Genomic DNA, 23,204 nt, shown 5'->3' with positions numbered 1-23,204 from the left:
TCCCCATGTGAGCAATCCAGAATCTCTCGGCGGCGACAGTCTGGATTGCTTCGTCGCAAGAGCTCCTCGCAATGACTGAGTTTATTGCTAAGAGCATGCCCCAAGCAACATTGCTCACCTACAGGATCCTCCCATGAAGCTCCCCACCTCGCCCTTCACCGTCACCGACTGGAGCAAGGTCGAGGCCACCACGCATCCCGGTGAAACCGGGCACGCGCTGTGGCGCACGCTCAACATCGGCGATCTCCGGGTGCGGATGGTGGAGTATTCGCCGGGCTATCTGGCCGATCATTGGTGCGACCGCGGCCACGTGCTCGCGGGCGAGCTCGACAGCGAGCTGCGCGACGGGCGCAAATTCAGGCTTACGCCGGGGATGAGCTACCAGGTCTCGGACTTTGGCGACGCCGCGCATCGCTCATCGACGGCTGTGGGCGCCACTCTTTTCATCGTGGACTGATGGAACCGAGCGGTGTGCAGCGCAAAATAGCAAAATGCGCAGCGCTCGCTGTGAGCGCGTGCCGCCTTGAAGTTGCCCCAAAAAATCGCTAGATTGTGATGATCGATCCTTGGCCGAACGACTGGGCCGCTCCGTCTCATTTCCAATGGACGAGCACGTTTCAGGTATTTCTCCAAAATCGACCAACCGGGATGATGGGCGCAGCAATGTGCATTTGTCCCCCTGAGTGCATCGTCAATTGAAAGGAAATGACTATGGCAATGGGCACCGTGAAGTGGTTCAACAACCAAAAGGGCTTTGGCTTCATCCAGCCGGATGACGGCCAGAAGGACGTCTTCGTTCACATCAGCGCCGTTGAACGCGCTGGTCTGAGCACCCTCAACGAGGGCCAGAAGGTTTCGTTCGACATCGTTGCGGATCGCCGCAGCGGCAAGTCCTCGGCCGACAACCTCCGCGCCGGCTAGTTGACCGCGCAATTCGCGATCTGACCACGGACGTACCGGCAGATCGTTGAGTTCAGAGACCCCGCGACCGGCCTCCGGTTCGCGGGGTTTTTGTTTGCCCGCTTGTCATTCCGGGGCGCCCGCAGGGCGAGCCCGGAATCCATTTCACGGCAATGCCTGCGGCCCGATGGATTCCGGGCTCTCGCTTCGCGAGTCCCGGAATGACGGGGGATAGTTCAGCCTGCCTTCCTCAGCACCGACACGAAGAACCCATCGGTCCCCGTGCGGCGCGGGGTCATCAGCCAGCCTTCGTCCGATTGCAGCGCGGCTTGCGCAAACGCCTCGGCCTTGTCCCAGAGCACGCTCGCGGTCTGCTCCGGCGGCACCACCGCGAGCTCGGGATGGCGGCCGACGAAGGCCCTCACCTGCTCACCGTTCTCCTCAGCCAGCACCGAGCAGGTGATGTAGGCGATGCGGCCGCCCGCTTTCACCAGCGGTACGGAGCGCTCCAGCACCTCGGCCTGGTCCTTGAGGCGAACCTCCAGCGCGCCCGGTCGCATGCGCCATTTGGCATCGGGGTTGCGGCGCCAGGTTCCGGTTCCCGTGCAGGGCGCGTCGATCACAACGAGATCGGCGGTGCCGCTGATATCGGCCAGCGGATCAGCCTCGCCCTTGGGCGTACGGACATCGGCATTGTGGACGCCGGCGCGCGACAGGCGCTCGTGGATGGGCACTAGCTGGCGCTTGTCGCTGTCGGTCGCGATCAGCCGGCCCTTGCCCTGCATCATCGCGGCGAGTGCCAGCGTCTTGCCGCCGGCGCCGGCGCAGAGGTCGATCACCTGCTCGCCCGGTTTTGCCGCGGTGAGAAGGGCCGCAAGCTGCGATCCTTCATCCTGCACTTCAACGCCGCCCTTGATGAAATCCTCTTCGGCCTGGATGCCGGGGTTGCGCGCATCGGCCGAAAGCTCGATGCGCAGGCCATTTGGCGACCATTGCGTCGGTTTCGCATGAAGATGAGCAAGCGCCTTCAGCACCTTGTCGCGATTGGATTTTAGCGTGTTGACGCGCAGATCGAGCGGCGCCCGGCTCGCCATCGCGACGGCCTCGGCCGCGCGGTCCTCGCCGAACACTTTGGCCAGATGGGAATCGAGCCAGTCCGGATAATCGCCGGCAATTGCCGCCGGCGCGTCTTTCAGGGAGCGATGGCTGAGCGCCGCCTGCTCGGCCGCAGTCAGCGGCGCCGGCGCGAACCGGCCGCCATCGAACAGAGCCTCCATGGTTGCGGTGTCCATGTTGCGCTCGAGGCGGAGCATGCCGATCAGGCGCGCGCGTGCGGTATCGGAATCCATCAGGAACGCGCTGGAGGCATAGCGGCGCAGCACGTCCCAGACCAGGCCGGCAATGGCGGCGCGGTCGCCGGAACCGGCAAAGCGGTGCGCGGTGCCCCACTCCTTCAGCGCCTTGGCCGCGGGCACGCGGTCGCGTTCGATGGTGTCGATCAGTTCGATGGCTGCGGACAGCCGGGCAGCGGGAGTCATTTGAATCTTTCAGGTCGAATCCGACGGTCAACCGTCAGATCAGCAACAGGATTTTCAGTGCGAAGTAGATCCACATCGCCAGCAGCACCAGCACGCCGGCGAGCCAGAGCGACGAGCGCCGGCCGAGATCGTTCGAGCTGACGAACACGCCGGCATGGGCGAAGCGCGTCACCACGAACACCCAGGACATCAGCACGATGAAGAGATCGGCATGGCGCAGCGGCAGCGCCAGCGCGATCAGGGCGTAGAACAGCACCGGCAGCTCGAACTGGTTGCGGTAGCAATTGGCGATTTGCGTGGCGCCCTTCGGCCAGTTCGGCTCGCCGAGCGCAATGTCGCGGATCTTGGTCTCGCCCGAGACCAGCGCATTCCGGCGCCCGAACACCATGCCGATCAGGAGCGCGAAGGTGAGACCGACCTGCACGAAGACAGGCAACAAGACCATTTGGACGGACATCGGAACTTTCCCGTAAGGCGGCGTGCCGCGGACCGTCATTAGCCGCGACTTCTGGCGCTGACAATCGACGAGTTGAACCGGCGTTCCCGATTGGGCGACTAACTGCCGATCATTGCAGCGATCTTGGCCCCCTGGAGCCCGGCGAGACACGCCGCCGCTGACACGCCCCGTCGCGCCGCAGGACGCCTACACCTTCCGCTATCGCGTGCTTTAAACTTTGTTCGGTCGCGGATTTTGCCCGCGCGTCATCGTTCCGACGTCTGCGCAGGCGAGACTTCGCCCATGTCCGAATTTCGCCTCACCCAGATTTCCGACACGCATCTCGGCCGGCGTTTTCCCGGCCTGATCGCGAACTTTCATCGCGTCAGTGAGCACATTGACGCCGACAGGCCTGATCTCGTCATCAACACCGGCGATGTCTCCTTCGACGGGCCCACGAGCCGCGACGACGTCACGTTTGCGAAGAGCCTGCACGACGCCCTGCCCGTCGACTGTCGCTACCTTCCCGGCAATCACGACATCGGCGACAATCCGACCGCACTCGGGCCCGCACCAAAGCCACCGATCGCGGAAGCGCACCGCCAGCAATTCCGCGACATCATCGGCGAGGACCATTGGTCGTTCGAGGCCGCCGGCTGGCGCTTCATGGGCCTCAACTCGCTGGTGATGAATTCAGGGCTCGCGTTCGAGGCCGAGCAGTTCGACTGGCTGTCCCGGGAAATCGCACGCGTGAATGGCAAGCCGGTCGCGCTGTTCCTGCACAAGCCGGTGTTTCTCCATTTGCCGGACGAGCCTGAAGCCCCGGAGACCTCGATCCGCTACGTGCCGCAGCCGGCGCGCGCGCGGTTGATCGAGATGTTTGCGCATGTCGATCTCCGCCTCATCGCGAGCGGTCACGTGCACCAGCGTCGCGACTTCACGTTCCGCCACACGCGGCACGTCTGGGCGCCGTCGGCCGGCTTCAAGATCAACGACTCACGCCAGGACCGGATCGCGATCAAGGAGACCGGCCTCGTCGAGTACCGCTTCGCGCCTGACAGCTTCGAAGTCCGCCACGTCCGCGCCGCAGGCCAGATCGATGTGGATATCGAAGAGCTGTTCGCCCAGATGGGCGGCGAGCACTAGCACCGCTCCTTACGCGACGCTCTTGAGATCCTGCTGGATCGCGGCGAGCAGCGACTGCAGCGCTTGGCTGCTCACCGGCTGAGCGACCGGATCGTTCACAGGCACAGACTTGACGGACTCGGCTGCCTTGACCGGACGCTTGGGGAAGCGCGGCGGAGGCGCCGGCATCGCGGGTTGCGTGAACGCACCCTCGTCGTCGGTGTGTACGAACTTGCCATGGATGACGTCGTCGCGACGGCCCATGACATACATGGCCGCCCAATAGCCGGCAGCCAAAAGGATGACGCAGAAAATACCGATCTCTAACATCGCAACACCCAAAATATGCGCGATGATTCAATGCCTTCGCTTTTCCGTCAATGAACCGCCGGTCACACAGGCGGCTTTTGCGGGCTGGTGTGGCCAATCGGTGACTCTTTTTTAACCAACCAGCCCCCTGACGGGGGCTGGTTGTGCCAAATCAGGCCTTATCCGGCCCGACCCGGACCAGCTGCTTGCCGAAATTGGCGCCCTTCAAGAGCCCGATGAAGGCGGCGGGCGCGCTCTCCAGGCCCTCGGTGACGAACTCCTTGTACTTCACCTTGCCGTCACGGACCCAACCCGACATGTCGCGCAGGAAGTCGCCATGGCGCGAGGCGAAGTCGGAGACGATGAAGCCGCGGAAGGTGAGCCGCTTGGTCAGCGTCGCGCGCATCATCGACGCCGCCCATTTCGGCGGCTTGGCCTCGGTGTCGTTGTAATGCGCGATCAGGCCGCACACCGGCACGCGCGCGAATTGATTGAGCTGCGGGAAGACCGCCTCGAACACCGCGCCGCCGACATTCTCGAAATAGACGTCGATCCCCTTCGGGCAGGCGTCCTTGAGCTTCGCGGCGAGATCAGGATCGCGGTGATCGACGCAGGCATCGAAGCCGAGCTCCTTCACCACGTAGTCGCACTTGTCCTTGCCGCCGGCGATGCCGACCGCGCGTGCTCCCTTGATCTTCGCGATCTGCCCCACGGCCGAGCCGACCGCGCCGGAAGCGCCGGCGACGACGACGGTCTCGCCTTCTTGCGGCTTGCCGATGTCGAGCAGGCCCGTATACGCGGTCATGCCGGGCATGCCGAGCACACCGATCGAGGTCGAGATCGGACCGAGCCTGGGATCGACCTTGATCAGGCCCTTGCCGTTCGAGATCGCGTGCGTCTGCCAGCCCGAACGGATCCGCACGATGTCGCCTGCCGCGAAATCAGGATTGTTGGAGGCCGCGACCTCGCTCACCGCCTCGCCTTCCATCACACCACCGACCGGCACCGGCGCGGCATAGGACGGCCCCTCGCTCATCCGCCCGCGCATATAGGGATCGAGCGACAGCCAGATCGTGCGTAGCAGGACCTCGCCTGCGCCAAGCGTCGGGACGGCAAATTCCTCAAGGCGAAAATCGGATGATTTGGGTTCGCCGACGGGACGTGCGGCGAGAACGATGCGTTTTGCTTGGGACATGATGGCTTCCTCCTGGCTGTCTTTCGACGACGGAAGCGGAGGGAGGTAGCTGCGTCAATACAAAAGCGATGGATTGGATGGTCGCAGGCCATACGCACGTCTCGTGTCCCGGACGCGCTGCAGCGCTCTTGTGCTGCCGCGCAGAGCCGGGACCCAGATGGCGACAGGTGACCAAGCGAAGAGATGGGCCCCGGCTCTGCAGCGCACCGCTGAAGAAGCGCTGCGCTGCGTCCGGGGCACGAGAGTGGAGGTAGACTAACCCCCGCCCGGATAATTCGGCGCCTCGCGCGTGATGGTCACGTCGTGGACGTGGCTTTCGCGCAGGCCCGCGCCGGTGATGCGCACGAAATTGGCCTTCTCGTGCAGCTCCTTCATGTCCTTTGCGCCGACATAGCCCATTGCAGCACGCAAGCCACCGGCGAGCTGGTGCATAACGTTGCCGACCGGGCCCTTGTAGGGCACCTGGCCCTCGATCCCTTCAGGGACGAGCTTGAGCGCATCCTTGATGTCCTGCTGGAAATAGCGGTCGGCCGAGCCGCGCGCCATCGCGCCGACCGAGCCCATGCCGCGATAGGCCTTGTAGGACCGGCCCTGCCACAAGAACACTTCGCCGGGCGTCTCGTCGGTGCCGGCGAGCAGCGAGCCGACCATCGCGATGTCAGCACCGGCAGCGAGCGCCTTGGCGAGATCGCCGGAGAACTTGATGCCACCATCGGCGATGACGGGGATGTCCGACTTCTTCGCTGCCTCGACCGCATCCATGATCGCGGTGAGCTGGGGCACGCCGACACCGGCGACGATGCGCGTGGTGCAGATCGAGCCCGGGCCGATGCCGACCTTGATGCAGTCCGCGCCGGCATCGATCAGCGCCTGTGCACCTTCGGCGGTTGCGATATTGCCGGCGACGACCTGCACGGAGTTGGACAGACGCTTGATGCGGTTGACGGCGTGCAGCACGTGGCGGGAATGGCCGTGCGCGGTGTCGACCACGACGAGGTCGACGCCGGCATCGATCAGCCGTTCGGTGCGCTCGAAGCCGGTGTCGCCGACGGTGGTGGCGGCGGCGACGCGGAGGCGGCCCTGCGCATCCTTGCAGGCGAGCGGATGGGCGACGGCCTTCTCGATGTCCTTGACCGTGATCAGGCCGACGCAGCGATATTGCTCATCGACCACGAGCAGCTTCTCGATGCGATGGTGATGGAGCATCCGCTTGGCTTCATCCTGGCTGACATTCTCGCGCACCGTGACGAGGTTCTCGTGCGTCATCAGCTCGGAGACTTTTTGCCGGCGGTCGGTGGCAAAACGCACGTCGCGGTTGGTGAGGATGCCGACCAGCTTGCCCGGCGTCGATTTGCCGGCACCGGTAACAACGGGAATGCCGGAGATGCCGTGATCGCTCATCAGCTTGAGCGCATCGTCGAGCGAGGCCTCGGGGCTGATGGTGAGCGGGTTCACCACCATACCCGACTCGTAGCGCTTGACCTGCCGCACCTGGGCGGCCTGGCCTTCGGGATCGAAATTGCGGTGGATGACGCCGAGGCCGCCGGCCTGCGCCATGGCGATCGCCATGCGGGCCTCGGTCACGGTGTCCATTGCGGAGGCCATGATCGGAATGTTGAGCGGAATGGCGCGGGTGACGCGGGAGCGGATGTCGACCTCGCCCGGCATGACGTCAGACAGACCCGGCTTCAACAGCACGTCGTCGAACGTAAAGGCTTCGCGGATGCCCTGAAGTTGCACCGTGGCCATCTGCCAACTCCTTCCTGCGGCCGTGCCGCAAATAAGTATGGATGAGCGCCGCCCTCGGCGTACCTTGCGGCATCGCCGGAGAATCGGAGCCCATCGGTGGGGTTGACGCGGGTCGATAGCACGGCCGCGCGACGAATCAAAGCAAATCGGACCGCTGGCCAGCCATGCACGGGCTTTTTAGGTAAATTCGGCGGGGGCAGCCGGGCGGTGGCCCCACCGTCATTCCGGGCTCGCGCCATGGGGCGCCCTGGAACGGCGAAGGAACGGAGCGCAGGATTTAGGTGCTATGCGTTGATGCGCAATGGTCCCGGCCGAGTCGTGGTGATAAGCCGCAAGTCCGCCCTTCCTTCTGATTTCCATTACCAATCCGTCATGGTCGACAAGCAACGCATCATTCCGCTGATCGTGGCCACCGCTCTCTTCATGGAGAACATGGACTCCACGGTGATCGCCACCTCGCTGCCGGCGATCGCGGCCGACATCGGCTCCAGCCCGCTGACTCTGAAGCTCGCGATCACGTCCTACCTGCTGTCGCTCGCGGTGTTCATCCCGGCGAGCGGCTGGACCGCCGATCGATTCGGTGCGCGCATGGTGTTCGCGATCGCCGTCGGCGTGTTCATGGTCGGCTCGGTCGGCTGCGCGCTCTCGACCTCGGTCACCGACTTCGTGATCGCGCGCATCCTCCAGGGCATGGGCGGCGCGATGATGACGCCGGTCGGGCGCCTCGTGCTGCTGCGCTCTGTCGACAAGAGCGCGCTGGTCAACGCGATGGCCTGGGTGACGGTCCCTGCCCTGATCGGTCCCGTGATCGGTCCGCCGCTCGGCGGCTTCATCACCACCTACGCGTCGTGGCACTGGATCTTCCTGATCAACATTCCGATCGGGCTGCTCGGCATCTTCATGGCGCTGAAGTTCATCGATCCCATCAAGAGCGAGAACCGCGAGCCGTTCGATCTCTACGGCATGGTGCTGGCAGGCATCGGGCTTGCCGGCATCGCATTCGGTCTCTCCGTGGCCGGGCTCAACCTGCTGCCCTGGAGCATCGTCGCGGCCCTGATCGCGGGCGGCGCGATCTCGATGACGCTCTACGTCATCCATGCCCGGCGGACGGGATCGCCGGTGCTGGACTTTTCGCTTCTGAACCTGCCGACACTGCGCGCGGCCGTGCTCGGCGGTTTCCTGTTCCGGCTCGGCATCGGCGCCTTGCCCTTCCTGCTGCCGCTGTTGATGCAGATCGGCTTCGGCCTGTCGCCATTCCATTCCGGCCTCGTCACCTTCGGCTCCTCGCTCGGCGCGATGGGCATGAAGACGCTGGCCGCGCGGATCATCCGCACCTTCGGCTTCCGCAACCTGATGACGGTGAACGCCATCATCAGCGCATTTTTCCTCGCCGTCTGCGCGCTGTTCACGGTGACGACGCCGCTGCTCATCATCCTGGTGATTCTGGTGGTCGGCGGCTTCTTCCGCTCGCTCGAGTTCACCGCGATCAACACGGTGGCCTATGCCGACGTCGAGAGTGCGCAGATGAGCCGCGCCACCACGCTGGTCAGCGTCAACCAGCAGCTCGCGATCTCCGCCGGCGTCGCGGTCGGTGCCGCCTCGGTCGAGACCACGATGTGGCTTAGCCATGTCAGCGAGCTCAATGCCACGGTGTTCTCGCCGGCCTTCGTCGTGGTGGCGCTGACCTCGGCGGCGTCGAGCTGGTTCTTCTGGCAGATGCCCGCCGACGCCGGCCACGAGATCTCCGGCCGCAAGGCGGTGGAGATCGCAAGCCGCAAGGGCGCAGCCAAGAGCGCGGCAACCGCCGCCGTCAAGGTGGCGACGGAAGACACGCAGGACATGCGGGATCAGCGGCTGGGGTAGTTGCTGATCTCGTCATTGCGAGCGAAGCGAAGCAATCCAGAATCTTTCCGCGGAAGGCTTCTGGATTGCTTCGTCGCTTCGCTCCTCGCAATGACGGAATTTGTGGTTACGCCTTCGCCTCGCCGCGAAATCCTGTCGCCAGCACGTAGCGCTCCGAGGAATCCTGCCGGCTCGCGGCCGGCTTGACGTGACGCACTGTGGCAAAATCGCGCTTGAGCTGGGCGAGCAGATCGGCGTCGGCGCCGCTCTGGAACGTTTTTGCCAGAAACGAGCCGCCGGGCTTGAGCACGTCGCAGGCAAACGCCGCCGCCGTCTCGATCAGGCCGACGATGCGGAGCTGGTCGGTCTTGCGGTGACCGGTGGTGTTGGCGGCCATGTCGGACATCACGACGTCGGCGCCGCCGCCGAGCATGGCGTTGAGCTTCGCCGGTGCGTCGTTGTCCATGAAGTCGAGCTGGGCGAAGTCGACGCCGGCAATCTCGGGCATATCCAGCAGATCGATCGCGACGACCTTGCCCTTGCCGTCGATCGAGCCGACGCGCTTGGCGGCGATCTGGCTCCAGCCGCCCGGGGCGGCGCCAAGATCGACCACGGCCATGCCTGATTTCAGCAGGCGATATTTGTCGTCGATCTCGAGCAGCTTGAACGCGGCGCGCGAGCGATAGCCCAAAGCCTTGGCCTTGACGACATAGGGATCGTTGAGCTGCCGCTCCAGCCATAGCTTTGACGACAATTTGCGCTTGCCGCCGGTCTTGACCTGGACGTGCAAGCGGCCGGTGGTGTCTTTCGCCATCTCACCAGCTCCCGAGCGCGCCGTCCTCGCGCATCATCTCGACCAGCATGCCCTCGCGCAGGCCACGGTCGGCGACGCGCAGGCGCGGCAGCGGGAAAGCGCGGCGGATCGCATCGAGGATGGCGCAGCCGGCCAGCACCAGATCGGCGCGCTCGAAGCTGATGCAGCTGTTGTTGGCGCGCTCCTGGTAGGTCATGCCGAGCAGCTTGCTGATGGTCGCGGTGATATCGGTATCCTTCATCCAGATGCTGTCGATGCGGCGGCGGTCGTAGCGCGCGAGATTAAGATGGATGCCGGCGAGCGTGGTCACGGTGCCCGACGTGCCGAGCAGATGCATGTCGGCGAGATCGCGGCCGTACGCTTGCGCGAACGGCGCGACATGGTTGGCGACCTCCTGCTCCATCGCGGCGTAGATCTCCGGCGTAACGTCGCGGCCGCCAAACTGCTCGGCCAGCGTCACCACGCCCAGCGGGATCGACATCCAGGCCTTGATGCGCGGCTCCGGATTTTGCGGGTCGCGCTCGATCCGCACCAGCTCGGTGGAACCGCCGCCGATATCGAACAGGATGGCGCCGCGCCCACTCGGATCAACCAGCGGCGAGCAGCCGAGCATGGCGAGTGAGGCTTCCGTCTCGCGGTCGATCACCTCGAGATCGATGCCGGTCTCGGCTGCGACGCGGCTGCGAAAGCCCTCGGCATTCGAGGCCGCGCGGCAGGCTTCGGTCGCGATCAGCCGCAGCCGCTTGGCTTTGCGCAGGTTGATCTTGTCCCGGCAGATGCTGAGCGCGGCGATGGCGCGATCGATCGCAGCCTCGCTGATCGAGCCGGTCGCCGAGACGCCCTCGCCGAGCCGGATGATGCGCGAGAAGGAATCGACCACGCGAAAGCCGTCGTGGGTCGGACAGGCGATCAGGAGCCTGCAATTGTTGGTGCCGAGGTCCAGCGCCGCGTAGACGCCGGTTCCCGGCGCTTGCGCGGCGACGGCCGGTTCGGGGGCCAACGCCACCGCCGCCATCGACCCCTCGAGCCCACCGTGCGGCCCATGGCCGTCGCGGAGCCGCGTGTGGTCATTCATACAAACTGTCTTTCCGCGGCCGGTTGGGCCGATCTGGAATTGCTTTTTCGCCTGAAACATTAGCAGCGCGGCAGGCCTGCGCAACAACGCATCACATGGGACCATGTCCATTCGTGCGTTGTCGTGAACGGGTCGGTGGGTTATTTCAATGGGGTCCGGTCCCAAAAGGCGCCCAAAAACGCGCAATTGCCGGCTTTTCAGGTCATTCCCATGCAAGAACACACCAAATCCTCGACGCTCGAAAACGCTATTGCACTGCAGAAATACGGCGTCGGGCAGCCGGTCCGCCGCAAGGAGGACGACACGCTGGTGCGCGGCAAGGGCCGCTACACCGACGATTTCAACCTGCCCGGCCAGGCCCATTGCGTGGTCGTCCGCTCGACCCATGCCCATGGCGTCATCCGCGGCATCGGCACCGAGGCCGCCAAGGCCATGCCGGGCGTGCTGGGGGTGTGGACCGGCAAGGACCTCGACGCAGCCGGCTATGGCCCCTTTACCTGCGGCCTGCCGCTGAAGAGCCGTGACGGCTCGCCCCTGCACCAGACCAACCGCCAGCCGCTGGCGACCGACAAGGTCCGCTTCGTCGGAGATCCCGTCGCCTTCGTGGTGGCCGACACGCTGGCCCAGGCGCGCGACGCGGCCGAAGCGGTCGAGCTCGATATCGAGCCGCTGCCGGCCGTGACCGATCCCGAAGAAGCCGCCAGGCCCGGCGCGCCGCAGCTCTACGAACACATCCCGAACAACGTCGCGCTCGACTACCATTATGGCGACACGGAAAAGGTGAACGCCGCTTTCGCCAGCGCCGCCCATGTCACCAAGGTCGACATCGAGAACACCCGCGTCGCCGTGGTCTCGATGGAACCGCGCGTCGGCCTTGCCTCCTACGACAGGAAGACCGAGCGCTACACCATCCAGATGCCGACCCAGGGCGTCGCCGGCAACCGCGCCAACCTCGCCAAGAACCTGAAGGTGCCCAACGAGAAGGTGCGCATCCTCACAGCCAATGTCGGCGGCTCGTTCGGCATGAAGAACGTCAACTATCCCGAATACATGTGCATCCTGTACGCGGCGAAGGCGCTGGGACGCCCGGTGAAGTGGCTCGACGAGCGCTCCACCAGCTTTCTCTCCGACAGCCATGGCCGCGCGCAAAAGATCCATGCCGAGCTCGCGCTCGACGCCGAGGGGCACTTCCTCGCGGCGAAGCTCTCGGGCTACGGCAATCTCGGCGCCTACATCACCGGGGTTTCACCGAGCCCGCTCTCGCTCAATACCGGCAAGAATTTTTCCAGCGTCTACCGCACGCCGCTGATGAGCATCGACATCAAGACGGTATTGACCAACACCACGCTGATGGGCGCCTATCGCGGCGCCGGCCGGCCCGAGGCCAACTATTACATGGAGCGGCTGATCGACCGCGCCGCCGACGAGATGGGCATCAACCGGCTGACGCTGCGCAAGCGCAACTTCATCAAGCAGAGCCAGATGCCGTTTCCGGCCTCCTCCGGCGTCACCTATGACAGCGGCGACTTCCAGGCGGTCTTCACCAAGGCGCTCGAAATCTCCGACCACGAGAATTTCGCCAGGCGCAAGAAGGAGAGCAAGAAATCCGGCAAGCTGCGCGGCATCGCCGTCGGCTCCTATCTCGAGGTGACGGCGCCGCCGAGCCCCGAGCTCGGCAAGATCGTGTTCGATCCCGATGGCAGCGTGCAGCTCATCACCGGCACACTCGACTACGGCCAGGGCCACGCCACGCCGTTCGCGCAGGTGCTGAGCGCGCAGCTCGGCGTTCCCTTCGAGAGCGTGAAGCTCGTGCAGGGCGACAGCGACATCGTGCACGCCGGCAGCGGCACCGGCGGCTCGCGCTCGATCACCGCGACCGGACAAGCCATCGTGGAGTCCTCGCGCCTCGTGATCGAAAAGGGCAAGCGCGCCGCCGCGCACATGCTGGAAGCGTCGGAGGCCGACATCGAGTTCGCCGATGGTGCTTTCACCATCGCCGGAACCGACCGCAGCATCGACATCATGGAGCTCGCCAAGAAGCTGCATGACGCCAAGGTGCCGGACGGCGTGCCTGACTCACTCGACGTCGATCACACCAGCGAGCCAGTGCCCTCGGCCTTCCCGAACGGCTGCCATGTCGCCGAGGTCGAGGTCGATCCTGACACCGGCGTGGTGCAGATCGTGCGCTACAGCGCGGTGAACGATTTCGGCACGGTGATCAATCCGATGCTGGTCGCGGGCCAGCTCCATGGCGGCGTCGTCCAGGGCATCGGCCAGGCGCTGATGGAGCACGTCCGCTATGACGAGAGCGGCCAGCCCATCACCGGCTCGCTGATGGACTATGCGCTGCCCCGTGCCGAGGATGTGCCGTACATGGAGGTCGGCGATCACCCGGTGCCGGCCACGAGCAATCCGCTCGGCACCAAGGGCTGCGGCGAAGCCGGTTGCGCCGGCAGCCTGTCGACGGTGGTGAACGCGGTGCTCGATGCGCTCTCCGACTACGGCATCAAGCACATCGACATGCCGCTGACGCCGGAGCGTGTCTGGCGCGCGATCCAGGACGCGAAGGGCAAGGCGTAACGGGCACTTCTGCCTCAACAACAATGCTGTCATCGCCCGACTGATCGGGCGATCCAGCACGCCGAGGCAGTCGTGATTCACGGATGGGCCGCAGCCTACTGGATTCCCCGCCTTCGCGGGGAATGACAGAGAATATGTGGACGCGCTGTGTCCCTTCCCTACGCCGCCGCCTGCTCCCGCGGCTGGTAGATCGCGATGTGCAGACAGTGCGCCAACGGCGTCGTGCCATTGGCGACGACCAGCGCGTCGAGCTCGACGAAGCGGTGGCCCTTCTTCTCGTAGTTCGCGGTCACCTTCGCCCGCGCAACGATCTCATCGCCGGCGCGTGCAGCCGACAACAGCTGCATGCGGCTGCCGACATGGATCCACGGGCCCAGAATGGTGTTGTCGACCAGCACGCGGTTCATGACGCGCTGGATCAGGCCGGGATGGCCGAGCCCCTCGCGTGCGAAAATCGGATCGGCCTCCCTGACATCGGCGAGATAGTCGCTCGCTGCCTGCCCGGCCCAGCGTCGCGGCATCGTGCCGAGCCATTTGCCGAGCTCGAAGATTTCAGGGCTGACCGGCTTGCGTTCGGCCACCGCGGGCACTTCGACATAGTCTCCCAATGACACCGCAGGCGCTGTCGCCGGCAGCGACGCCGTTCCGGTGGCGCAAAGCTCGGTGCGGCTGAAGACCTCGATCGTGAGCAGGCCGTTGTGCTCGGTCGCATCGATATCGGCAGTCTCGCCGTCATAGACCGGTTTGATGAAGCGCGCCTCGACCAGCCCGCGCGCGAGGAAATCGCGGCCCCAGCGCGCCACCGGCACATGCATCATGTAGGCGAAGACATCGACGCCCGGAACCAGGCCACCGGAAAAGCCGAAGCGGCGCGCCACCGTATCGTCATGCATCTTGTTTTCGGATTGCTTGGCGGTGTTGTAGGCCTCGACGCGGTAGGTTTCGAGCCGGTTCGGCATGGCGGGCTTTTCCCTATGTTTTTGTTCTTTCAGAGCCGATCGTAGGCCTCACGGAACCGGGGTCAATCCCCTCGCCTTTGCGGCGCGAATGGGGTACCACGCGGCGAATGACTGACACCCCCACCCGCATCTATGTCGACGCCGACGCCTGCCCGGTGAAGGACGAAATCTACCGCGTCGCGCTCCGCCACGGCGTGCCCGTGAGCGTAGTCGCCGGCAACTTTATCCGTGTGCCGAACGATCCCCTCATCGAGCGTATCGCCGCCGGCGCGGGCATGGACGCGGCCGACGACTGGATCGCCGAGAGGGCCAAGCCCGGCGACGTCGTCATCACCTCCGACATTCCGCTGGCGAGCCGCTGCGTGAAGGCGGGCGCCGACGTGATCGCGCCGAACGGCAAACCGTTCACGGAGGAATCGATCGGGATGACGCTGGCGGTGCGCAATCTCATGACGGATCTGCGCTCAGCCGGCGAAGTGACCGGCGGCCCGCGCTCGTTCGCGCCGCGCGACCGCTCAACATTCCTCTCGGCGCTCGACCAGACGCTGCGCCGGATCCAGCGCCGGCGCGCCGACCAGGCCGCAATGAGCCAGAATTCGAGTCAAGGCTAGTCATGGCGCCGCCGCTGATCCAACTCAAGGACATCAAGCTGACCTTCGGCGGCACGCCGCTTTTGAGCGGCGTCGAGCTCAATGTCGCGCCATCCGAGCGTGTCTGCCTGATCGGCCGCAACGGCTCCGGCAAGTCTACGTTGCTGAAGATCGCCGCCGGCCTGGTTGAGCCCGACGGCGGCACACGCTTCGTGCAGCCCGGCGCGACGGTTCGCTATTTGCAGCAGGAGCCTGATTTCGGCGACCACAAGACCACGCTCGCCTATGTCGAGGCGGGCCTCGCACCGGGTGACGATCCATACCAGGCGCGCTACCTGGTCGAGCAACTCGGATTGACCGGCAACGAGAGCCCGGCCAACGTCTCCGGTGGCGAGGCCCGCCGCGCGGCGCTCGCGCGGGTGCTCGCACCCTCACCCGACATCCTGCTGCTGGACGAGCCGACCAACCATCTCGATCTCGCCACCATCGAATGGCTGGAAAAGGAACTCGACAGCCGCCGCAGTGCGTTGGTGATCATCAGCCACGACCGCCGCTTCCTCAGCAATCTCTCGCGCGCGACGGCATGGCTCGACCGCGGCAGGATCAAGCAGATCGACCGCGGCTTCGCCTCGTTCGAGAGCTGGCGCGACGAGGTGCTCGCGGAAGAAGAGCGCGACCAGCACAAGCTCGACCGCAAGATCGTCGACGAGGAGCACTGGCTGCGCCACGGCGTCTCCGGGCGGCGCAAGCGCAACGTCAAGCGGCTCGGTAATCTGCATGCGCTGCGCGACCAGCGCCGCAACTATCGCGGCACCGCCGGCACCGCCAGTCTCGCCGCGTCGGAGGCGGAGCAATCCGGCAAGCTGGTGATCGAGGCCAAGGGCATCACCAAGGCTTTTGGCAACCGTATCATCGTGGACAATTTCTCCACCCGCATCCAGCGCGGCGACCGGCTCGGCATCATCGGTCCCAACGGTGCCGGCAAGACCACGCTGGTCAATCTGCTCACCGGCGGCGCGCAGCCGGATTCCGGCACCGTGCGGTTAGGGGCCAATCTGGAGACGGCCACCCTCGACCAGCATCGCGAAAGCCTCGATCCCAAGTCGACGCTGGCCGAGGCGCTGACCGGCGGCCGCGGCGACCAGATCATGGTCGGCGGCAAGCCGAAGCATGTGGTCGGCTACATGAAGGACTTCCTGTTCGCCCAGGAGCAGCGCGGCACGCCGGTGGAGGTGCTCTCGGGCGGCGAGCGCGGCCGGCTGATGCTGGCGCGCGCGCTGGCGAAGCCGTCGAACCTGCTGGTGCTGGACGAGCCGACCAACGATCTCGATCTCGAAACGCTCGACGTGCTCGAAGACATGCTCGGCGACTACGATGGCACCGTGATCCTGATCAGCCATGACCGCGATTTCCTCGACCGCGTCGTCACCTCCGTGATCGCGCCCGAAGGCAACGGCAAGTGGACCGAATATGCCGGCGGCTATAGCGACATGCTCACGCAACGCGGCGCCGACCTGAAGCGCGAGACTGCGAAGCAGCAAGCGCCCGCGGAGAAGAAGGAAGAGCGGGCCGCGGCTCCCGCCGCCGCGTCAAAACGGCGGTTGAGCTTCAATGAGAAGCATGCGCTGGAAACGCTGCCGAAGAAGATGGAAAAATTGCAGGCCGATATCGCCAAGCTGCAACGCGTGCTCGACGATCCCAACCTCTATGTCAAGGATCGCAAAAAATTCGACGACACCTCCGCCGCGATCGCCAAGGCGCACGACGAATTGTCCGCCTCCGAAGAGCGCTGGCTTGAACTTGAAATGCTCCGCGAAGAAATCGAACAGGCATAACCCATGACAACTGCTCTTGCCGCAAAACTCGCCCGTGAATACGGTACGCCCTGCGCCGTCATCGACATGGACAAGGTCGAGCGCAACATCGCGCGGATCCAGAAGGCCTGCGACGACGCCGGCATCGCCAACCGTCCCCACATCAAGACGCACAAGAGTCCGACCATTGCGAAGATGCAGGTCGCGGCCGGCGCCAAAGGCATCACCTGCCAGAAGATCGGCGAGGCCGAGATCATGGCCAATGCCGGCATCGACGACATCCTGATCAGCTACAATCTGCTGGGCGAGGAAAAGATGGCGCGCCTCGGCGCGCTGAATGCCAAAACCAACATGACGGTCGCCGCCGACAATTCGACCGTCGTTGCCGGCCTCCCCAAAGCTGCAGCAGCCTCGGGCCGTCCGCTCTCGGTCGTCGTCGAATGCGACACGGGCCGCAAGCGCGCGGGCGTCGAGACGCCGGCGGAGGCGATTGCGCTCGCACGCGAGATCGCAGCGTCCAGGGGACTGGTGTTTGCCGGCTTCATGCTCTACCCGACCGAGACCGGCTGGGGCGAAGCGCAGAAATTCTTCGACGAGGCGCTCGCCGGCGTGCGCGCGCACGGGCTCGATGCCAAGATCGTGTCGACCGGCGGCACGCCGAACCTCAAGAACATCGGCAAGCTCAAGGGCGGCACCGAGCACCGCTTCGGCACCTACATTTACAACGACCGCATGCAGGTCGCCGCCGGCTCCGCCACCTGGGACGATTGCGCCCTGCACATCTATTCGACGGTGGTGAGCCGCGCCGCACCCGAGCGCGGCATCCTCGACGCCGGCTCGAAGACGCTGACGACCGATACCGGCGGGCTCGACGGCCACGGCCTGATCCTGGAGCACCCGGAAGCCAAGATCGCGCGCTTCGCCGAGGAGCACGGCTTCCTCGACCTCTCCCGCAGCAACACACGACCGAACGTCGGCGACGTCGTCCGCATCGTGCCGAACCACGTCTGCGTCGTCGTCAACATGATGGACGAGGTCGTGATGGTCCGCGGCGAGGAGATCATCGGCACGCTGCCGGTGGCGGCGCGTGGGAAGCTGCGCTAGGCGTGAATTAGAGCTTGTAGCTCCCGATCCAGGCCGTCGCGGAACAGCTTGATTGGGCCGGTCAGACGACCGGCCGGCGGGCGATGCACCAGCCATGCGCGCACGGCGGGATTGAAGTCGCGCGCAGCGACCGGCTTGAGCTTGTCTCGAAACGCGCTGCGCTTCAGCGCAATCGGCGTGACCAGTCCGACGCCCAGACCGCGTGACACCAGCGACAGCCGAAGCTCGCTGTCCAGCGCCTCCACGGCGACGGTGAACGGCAAATGCTCGGCGTCGAAGCGACGCTTGAGCGTGTCGCGAAATCCGCAGCCGTCCTGGTTGATCACCCATGAGAGCTGCGACAGACGCTCGAGGTCGACGGTGCGCGGGATCTTCATCTCGCGCGCGACGACGAACACCACCGGCTGCGAGCCGAGATCGTCGGCGACGAGATCGGCGGGCGGAACTGCCCCGTCGGGCAGGCAGATCGCAGCGGCATCGAGTTCATTGCGGCTGACCCTCTCGACCTGGTTGGGCGACCAGCCCGAGACGACCCGCACGCTCAGCGCCGGAAATTCGGCACGCACCGCATCGAGCGGCGCGCTGAGTCCGGCCTCGGAGAGAAATGGCGTGAGGCCGAGCCTGAACTCGCCGCGTACTACGCCATCATTAGCGACGCCGGCCTTGAGATCATCCAGCATCCTCAGCAGGCGCCGGCCCTGCTCATAGGCCTCATGACCTGCGGCCGTGGGCTTCAGCGGTTTCGACAGGCGGTCCAACAACTGCGCGCCCAGCATCTCCTCGAGATTCTGGATGCGCCGGGTCACGCCAGGCTGGGTGAGATTGAGGCGCATCGAGGCCGCAACGATCGATCCGGTCTCGACCACAGCAACGAACGCGACGAGGTCATGGGTGTTCATAACGAACTCGCATATTCTTTATAGGCTTAATTGAATTGTAGCATATTGCCAGCCCGCCTTAAAGAGGGACCCGCATCCAGCCCGCGAGGCCCCATGACCATCTCCGAAACCACCAAGCTCGCATCCCGAAAGCAACTCGCCGAGCGACCGCTGATCTGGCTCGGCGCCATCACCACCGGCGTGGTCGTCACCAATTTGTTCGCGCCGCAGATTCTCGTTGGACTGATCGGCCGATCCCTGTCCATGACCACCTCGCAGGCTGGCCTCGTCAGCACGCTGACACTGCTCGGCTATGCGCTCGGATTGCTGTTGCTGGTGCCGCTGGTCGATCTCATCGAGAACCGGCTGCTGATCCTGCGCACGCTCGGCTGCGCGATCCTCGCCGCGCAGGCAACGGCACTCGCACCAACGCCCGTGCTGCTGCTGATCGCCACCTTCGTCCTCGGCGCATCCTGCGCGGCGATCCAGATGATGGTTCCACTCGTGGCCTCGATGGTGGCGCCCGAGCGCCGCGGCCAGGCCATCGGGGAGGTGATGAGCGGATTGATGATCGGCATCCTGTTGTCCCGGCCCGCGGCGAGCCTGATCGCCGATCTCTGGAGCTGGCGCGCCTATTATCTCGCCTCAGCGATCCTAATGACGATCCTCGCCGGTGCGCTCGGCCGTTATCTGCCGACGCTGCAACCGGCGGCCCGCGTCGGCTACGGCGAACTGCTGCGCTCGTTCCCAAAATTGCTGCGGGAAGAGCCGGTGCTGCGCGTGCGGGCCTGGACCGCATCGCTGGTCATGGCATCTTTCACCGCATTCTGGTCCGCGGTCGCGCTGCGCCTGCCGGAAGCACCGTTTGCGCTCGACGCCAAGGGCATAGCTGCTTTCGCGCTGATCGGCGTCGCGGGCGCCGCGGCGACGCCGCTTGCAGGCCGCTGGGGCGACAAGGGCTGGGCACGCCCGCTGTTCTTCGCCGCACATCTGGGCATCATCGGCTCGCTCACGCTCTGCGCCTGGGCCGGTACGATGGAGTCCCGCATGACGGCTCTGCTGGTGCTGAGCCTCGGGACGATCCTGCTCGACATTGGCATCACCGCCGACCAGACGCTCGGCCGCCGCGCCGTCAATCTGCTGCGGCCCGAGGCGCGTGGCCGCATCAACGGCCTGTTCGTTGCGCTGTTCTTCATCGGCGGCGGTATCGGCTCAGCGGCGGCCTCGCTGGCCTGGAGTTTTGGCGGCTGGGCCGCGGTCTGCGTGGTGGCGGCGAGCTTTGGTATGCTCGGTTTCCTCACGGATCTCGTGACAAGGACGGGGACGTCATGAACAGGAGGACGCAAGCCACTCCAACACGCCCCTGCCCGCCGCCGCACCGGTCGCAAACGACGCCTGCAGTAGATAGCCGCCGGTCGGCGCTTCCCAATCCAGCATCTCGCCGGCGGCGAACACGCCGGGCAGTTTGCTCAGCATGAAATGCTCGTCGAGCTGATCGAAGGCAATCCCACCCGCGGACGAGATGGCGCGATCGATCGTGGCAACACCGGTGAGCTGAACCGGGATCGCGTTCACCAGATGCGCGAGCTCCGCAGGCGCAAGCGCCGCCAGCGACCGGCCAGACGCAATGGCCGCTTCTTGCATCAACCCGATGCCGACCGGCGACAATTGTGCCGCCTTGCGCAAAAAGTTCGCGAGCGATTGCTTGCCGCGCGTGCCCGACAGGCGCCTGGTCAGCGCGTCGGCGTCAAGATCGGGCCGCAAGGCAATCATCAGTGTCGCCCGCCCGATCCCCAGCACCGCCTCGCGCAGCTCTGCCGACAGCGCGTAGATCGCGCCGCCCTCGATACCGCCGCGGGTGATCATGGCTTCGCCGCGAACCGTGTGCGCGCCGACCGTCAGCGCCACGCCCTTGAGCGGCTGGCCTTCGAACCGATCCCGAAACACGTCGGACCATGCGACCGTGAAACCGGAATTGGCCGGCCTGAGCTTCGAGACGGCAACGCCCCTGGCGGCGAGACAATCGACCCAAGCGCCATCCGAACCCAAGCGCGGCCAGCTCGCGCCGCCGAGCGCGAGCACGGTTGCTGTCCGGGCGATGGCACGCGCGCCATCGGGCGTTTGAAATTGGAGCCGGCCCGCCTCGTCCCAGCCGGTCCAGCGATGCCGAAACGCGAATTGCACGCCGGCCGCATCCAGCCGCCGCAGCCAGGCGCGCAGCAAGGGCGAGGCCTTGAACGTTCTGGGAAACACCCGTCCGCTGCTGCCGACGAAGGTCGGCTGCCCAAGTGCCGCGCTCCAGTCGCGCAGCGCATCCGGCGGAAACGCCTCGATCGCCGCGCGCAGATCCGGCATTGCTTCCCGGTAGCGCGCAAGAAAATCCGCCAACGGCTCGCTGTGCGTGAGATTGAGACCGCCACGGCCGGCCATCAGGAATTTGCGGCCTGCGGACGGCATGGCGTCATAGACGGTGACGCGGGCGCCACCCGACACGAGCGCCTCCGCCGCCATCAGCCCGGCGGGACCGGCACCGATGACGGCGACGTCAGTCAGAGCTTGATCCCCGCCCGCGCAGCGGCCTGCGCCACATACTTCTGGGTCTGCTCGAACGCACCCGTCAGCGCTTTTGCCTTCGACATGTCGCTGATCTCGGCGAAATGCGCAACGATCGCGTCGGGGGTCCAGTCGGACTCCGGCAGATTGATGCCCTCGCTCTCAAGAATCTTGATCACGGCGAAGGAGCCAGCACCGGCGCCCATGATGGTGCGGGTCGGTGCGTCCTCGCTCAGCATGTACTCGACGGCGGGCGTGATCGCGTTCGGCTTCATCAATTGCAGCGCCTGCGGCGGCAGCAGCTCTTCCGTCATGCGGGTGGCCGCGGTCGGCGAGATGATGTTGACGCGGATGTTGGTCTTACGGCCTTCCTCGGCCAGCACGTTCATCAGGCCAACCATGCCGGACTTGGCCGCGCCGTAATTGGCCTGGCCGAAATTGCCATAGAGGCCGGAGGACGAGGTCGTCAGCACGATGCGGCCGTAATTGCGGTCGCGCATGCCGGCCCAGACCGCTTTGCAGCAATAGAAGGTGCCGACGAGATGCACGTCGAGCACCTTCTGGAAATCGGTCGCTTCCATCTTGCCGAACGACTTGTCGCGCAGGATGCCGGCATTGGCGCACATGATGTCGACGCTGCCCCACTCCTTGGTGGCGCGCTCGACCATGGCGGTGACCTGCTCGAAATTCGAGACGTCGGCGCCGTCGGCCATCGCGGTGCCGCCGGCCTTGCGGATCTCCTCGACGACGGTCTCGGCCGGCGAGAGCGAACCGCCGCTGCCGTCACGCGCGCCGCCGAAATCGTTGACCACGACTTTCGCGCCGCGGCTCGCCAGGCCCAGCGCATGCGCCTTTCCGAGACCATTGCCTGCGCCGGTGACGATGGCGACGCGTCCGTCGAACCTGATTGCCATGAGTGTGCTTCCCTGTGCTTTCTTCCCTTCTCCCCTTGTGGGAGAAGGTGGCGCGAAGCGCCGGATGAGGGGTTGTCTCGGCAGATAAGCGTGTGGAGAGACACCCCTCACCCGGCGTCATCTCGCTCCGCTCGATTTCGCCACCCTCTCCCACAAGGGGAGAGGGTGCACCGAGCGCGATTTAACAGACTTTTGAGCAGCGATGGGTTTCCGGGTCAAGCCCCGGCCGACTTACGCGAAATAGATCAGGCCCAGCCATTCCGCGACCAGCGCGGGCTTGTCCTCGCCTTCGATCTCCACCGTCACGCTGGTACGGGACTGCAACTCGTTGGGCTTGCGCAGCTTGGCTTCGGCCAGCACGAAACGGCCGCGGATGCGCTTGCCCGAACGCACCGGCGAGATGAAGCGCAGCTTGTCGAAGCCGTAATTGACACCCATTGTAGTGCCGGCGATCACCGGCATCACCTCGTAGGACATGATCGACAGCAGCGACATCGTCAGGAAACCGTGCGCGATGGTGGTGCCGAAGGCGGTTTCCTTCTTGGCACGCTCGGGATCGACGTGGATGAACTGGTGATCCTCGATCACATCGGCATAGGTGTCGATGCGGGGCTGATCGACCAGGTGCCACGAGGACACGCCGATCTCCGTGCCAACCATGGCCTGATAGGCCTCCAGCGTGATCGGCGGCTTCTTCCAGATTTCGTTCATTAGCAACTCCAACTGCTGTCATTCCGGGGCGATGCGACGGGACCGCGTAAGCGCGGCCCGGAGCATCGAGCCCGGAATCCATCACGCGGCAGAGTCTGTTGCGAAATGGATTCCGGGC

The 23,204-nt window shown here is 65.3% G+C and carries 21 protein-coding genes; 9 read left to right on the top strand and 12 right to left on the bottom strand.

Annotated features, from left to right (window positions below; genetic code table 11):
• The first annotated feature begins 133 nt into the window (after positions 1-133).
• Positions 134-457, top strand: a complete 324-nt coding sequence (locus FXB38_RS04025) for a DHCW motif cupin fold protein (RefSeq protein ID WP_148749474.1) — start codon at positions 134-136, stop codon at positions 455-457.
• 254 nt (positions 458-711) lie between these two features.
• Positions 712-921: a cold-shock protein gene (locus tag FXB38_RS04020; RefSeq protein WP_148749473.1), complete on the top strand. Its 210-nt coding sequence runs from the start codon at positions 712-714 to the stop codon at positions 919-921.
• Positions 922-1,136: 215 nt separating this feature from the next.
• Here FXB38_RS04020 and FXB38_RS04015 read toward each other — a convergent pair whose 3' ends face one another.
• Both FXB38_RS04015 and FXB38_RS04010 read right to left on the bottom strand, forming a co-directional pair.
• Positions 1,137-2,438 (bottom strand): RsmB/NOP family class I SAM-dependent RNA methyltransferase, encoded by a 1,302-nt coding sequence (locus FXB38_RS04015; protein ID WP_148749472.1) that lies wholly within the window; start codon positions 2,436-2,438, stop codon positions 1,137-1,139.
• 34 nt (positions 2,439-2,472) lie between these two features.
• Entirely contained in the window at positions 2,473-2,895 is a 423-nt protein-coding gene (locus FXB38_RS04010) for an MAPEG family protein (protein ID WP_148749471.1), read from the bottom strand.
• A 282-nt stretch (positions 2,896-3,177) separates the two neighbouring features.
• Here FXB38_RS04010 and FXB38_RS04005 point away from each other — a divergent pair, with 282 nt between their 5' ends.
• On the top strand, positions 3,178-4,020 hold the full coding sequence (locus FXB38_RS04005) for a metallophosphoesterase family protein (RefSeq protein ID WP_148749470.1): 843 nt from the start codon (positions 3,178-3,180) through the stop codon (positions 4,018-4,020).
• 9 nt (positions 4,021-4,029) lie between these two features.
• Here FXB38_RS04005 and FXB38_RS04000 read toward each other — a convergent pair whose 3' ends face one another.
• The 3 genes from FXB38_RS04000 to guaB form a co-directional block, all read right to left on the bottom strand.
• Complete coding sequence (locus tag FXB38_RS04000; RefSeq protein WP_148749469.1) at positions 4,030-4,329, bottom strand: hypothetical protein; 300 nt, start codon at positions 4,327-4,329, stop codon at positions 4,030-4,032.
• Positions 4,330-4,480: 151 nt separating this feature from the next.
• Positions 4,481-5,503 carry an NADP-dependent oxidoreductase gene (locus tag FXB38_RS03995; protein WP_148749468.1) on the bottom strand — a complete coding sequence of 341 codons (1,023 nt, stop codon included), beginning with the start codon at positions 5,501-5,503 and terminating at the stop codon, positions 4,481-4,483.
• Positions 5,504-5,758: 255 nt separating this feature from the next.
• Positions 5,759-7,252: an IMP dehydrogenase gene (guaB, locus tag FXB38_RS03990; protein ID WP_148749467.1), complete on the bottom strand. Its 1,494-nt coding sequence runs from the start codon at positions 7,250-7,252 to the stop codon at positions 5,759-5,761.
• A gap of 372 nt (positions 7,253-7,624) precedes the next feature.
• Between guaB and FXB38_RS03985 the strand changes: the two genes are divergently transcribed.
• Entirely contained in the window at positions 7,625-9,115 is a 1,491-nt protein-coding gene (locus tag FXB38_RS03985) for an MFS transporter (RefSeq protein ID WP_148749466.1), read from the top strand.
• A 106-nt stretch (positions 9,116-9,221) separates the two neighbouring features.
• Here FXB38_RS03985 and FXB38_RS03975 read toward each other — a convergent pair whose 3' ends face one another.
• Both FXB38_RS03975 and FXB38_RS03970 read right to left on the bottom strand, forming a co-directional pair.
• The gene (locus FXB38_RS03975) at positions 9,222-9,908 is read right to left on the bottom strand and encodes an RlmE family RNA methyltransferase (RefSeq protein ID WP_148749464.1); all 687 of its coding nucleotides are present in this window, start codon (positions 9,906-9,908) and stop codon (positions 9,222-9,224) included.
• Between the two features lies 1 nt (position 9,909).
• A complete protein-coding gene (locus FXB38_RS03970; RefSeq protein ID WP_148749463.1) occupies positions 9,910-10,983 on the bottom strand; it encodes a Ppx/GppA phosphatase family protein in 1,074 nt (357 codons plus the stop codon).
• A gap of 210 nt (positions 10,984-11,193) precedes the next feature.
• On the opposite strand from FXB38_RS03970, the gene FXB38_RS03965 reads away from it, so the two are divergent.
• Positions 11,194-13,563, top strand: coding sequence for a xanthine dehydrogenase family protein molybdopterin-binding subunit (locus FXB38_RS03965; protein ID WP_148749462.1), 2,370 nt, complete (start codon positions 11,194-11,196; stop codon positions 13,561-13,563).
• Positions 13,564-13,721: 158 nt separating this feature from the next.
• Here the strand turns inward: FXB38_RS03965 and FXB38_RS03960 are convergent, their stop codons facing one another.
• On the bottom strand, positions 13,722-14,522 hold the full coding sequence (locus FXB38_RS03960) for a hypothetical protein (RefSeq protein ID WP_148749461.1): 801 nt from the start codon (positions 14,520-14,522) through the stop codon (positions 13,722-13,724).
• Between the two features lie 107 nt (positions 14,523-14,629).
• Here FXB38_RS03960 and FXB38_RS03955 point away from each other — a divergent pair, with 107 nt between their 5' ends.
• The 3 genes from FXB38_RS03955 to FXB38_RS03945 are packed head-to-tail and all read left to right on the top strand — an operon-like array spanning position 14,630 to position 18,030.
• On the top strand, positions 14,630-15,133 hold the full coding sequence (locus FXB38_RS03955) for a YaiI/YqxD family protein (RefSeq protein WP_148749460.1): 504 nt from the start codon (positions 14,630-14,632) through the stop codon (positions 15,131-15,133).
• Between the two features lie 2 nt (positions 15,134-15,135).
• On the top strand, positions 15,136-16,947 hold the full coding sequence (locus FXB38_RS03950; protein ID WP_148749459.1) for an ABC-F family ATP-binding cassette domain-containing protein: 1,812 nt from the start codon (positions 15,136-15,138) through the stop codon (positions 16,945-16,947).
• Between the two features lie 3 nt (positions 16,948-16,950).
• Positions 16,951-18,030 carry a D-TA family PLP-dependent enzyme gene (locus FXB38_RS03945; protein WP_148749458.1) on the top strand — a complete coding sequence of 360 codons (1,080 nt, stop codon included), beginning with the start codon at positions 16,951-16,953 and terminating at the stop codon, positions 18,028-18,030.
• Here FXB38_RS03945 and FXB38_RS03940 read toward each other — a convergent pair.
• Positions 18,027-18,929, bottom strand: coding sequence for a LysR family transcriptional regulator (locus FXB38_RS03940; protein WP_148749457.1), 903 nt, complete (start codon positions 18,927-18,929; stop codon positions 18,027-18,029). The genes FXB38_RS03945 and FXB38_RS03940 overlap by 4 nt on opposite strands.
• 93 nt (positions 18,930-19,022) lie before the next feature.
• Between FXB38_RS03940 and FXB38_RS03935 the strand changes: the two genes are divergently transcribed.
• Positions 19,023-20,240, top strand: coding sequence for an MFS transporter (locus FXB38_RS03935; RefSeq protein WP_148749456.1), 1,218 nt, complete (start codon positions 19,023-19,025; stop codon positions 20,238-20,240).
• Here FXB38_RS03935 and FXB38_RS03930 read toward each other — a convergent pair.
• The 3 genes from FXB38_RS03930 to FXB38_RS03920 form a co-directional block, all read right to left on the bottom strand.
• The gene (locus FXB38_RS03930) at positions 20,235-21,461 is read right to left on the bottom strand and encodes a BaiN/RdsA family NAD(P)/FAD-dependent oxidoreductase (RefSeq protein ID WP_148749455.1); all 1,227 of its coding nucleotides are present in this window, start codon (positions 21,459-21,461) and stop codon (positions 20,235-20,237) included. The genes FXB38_RS03935 and FXB38_RS03930 overlap by 6 nt on opposite strands.
• Positions 21,458-22,375 carry an SDR family NAD(P)-dependent oxidoreductase gene (locus tag FXB38_RS03925; protein ID WP_148749454.1) on the bottom strand — a complete coding sequence of 306 codons (918 nt, stop codon included), beginning with the start codon at positions 22,373-22,375 and terminating at the stop codon, positions 21,458-21,460. The genes FXB38_RS03930 and FXB38_RS03925 overlap by 4 nt, the downstream gene beginning before the upstream one ends.
• A 231-nt stretch (positions 22,376-22,606) precedes the next feature.
• Entirely contained in the window at positions 22,607-23,086 is a 480-nt protein-coding gene (locus tag FXB38_RS03920) for a MaoC family dehydratase (protein WP_148749453.1), read from the bottom strand.
• Between the last annotated feature and the right edge of the window lie 118 nt (positions 23,087-23,204).

This window comes from Bradyrhizobium cytisi, assembly GCF_008123515.1.
GTDB lineage: Bacteria > Pseudomonadota > Alphaproteobacteria > Rhizobiales > Xanthobacteraceae > Bradyrhizobium > Bradyrhizobium cytisi.
The sequence above is the reverse complement of the archived record's forward strand: the minus strand, read 5'-3'. Positions and strand labels throughout refer to the sequence as shown.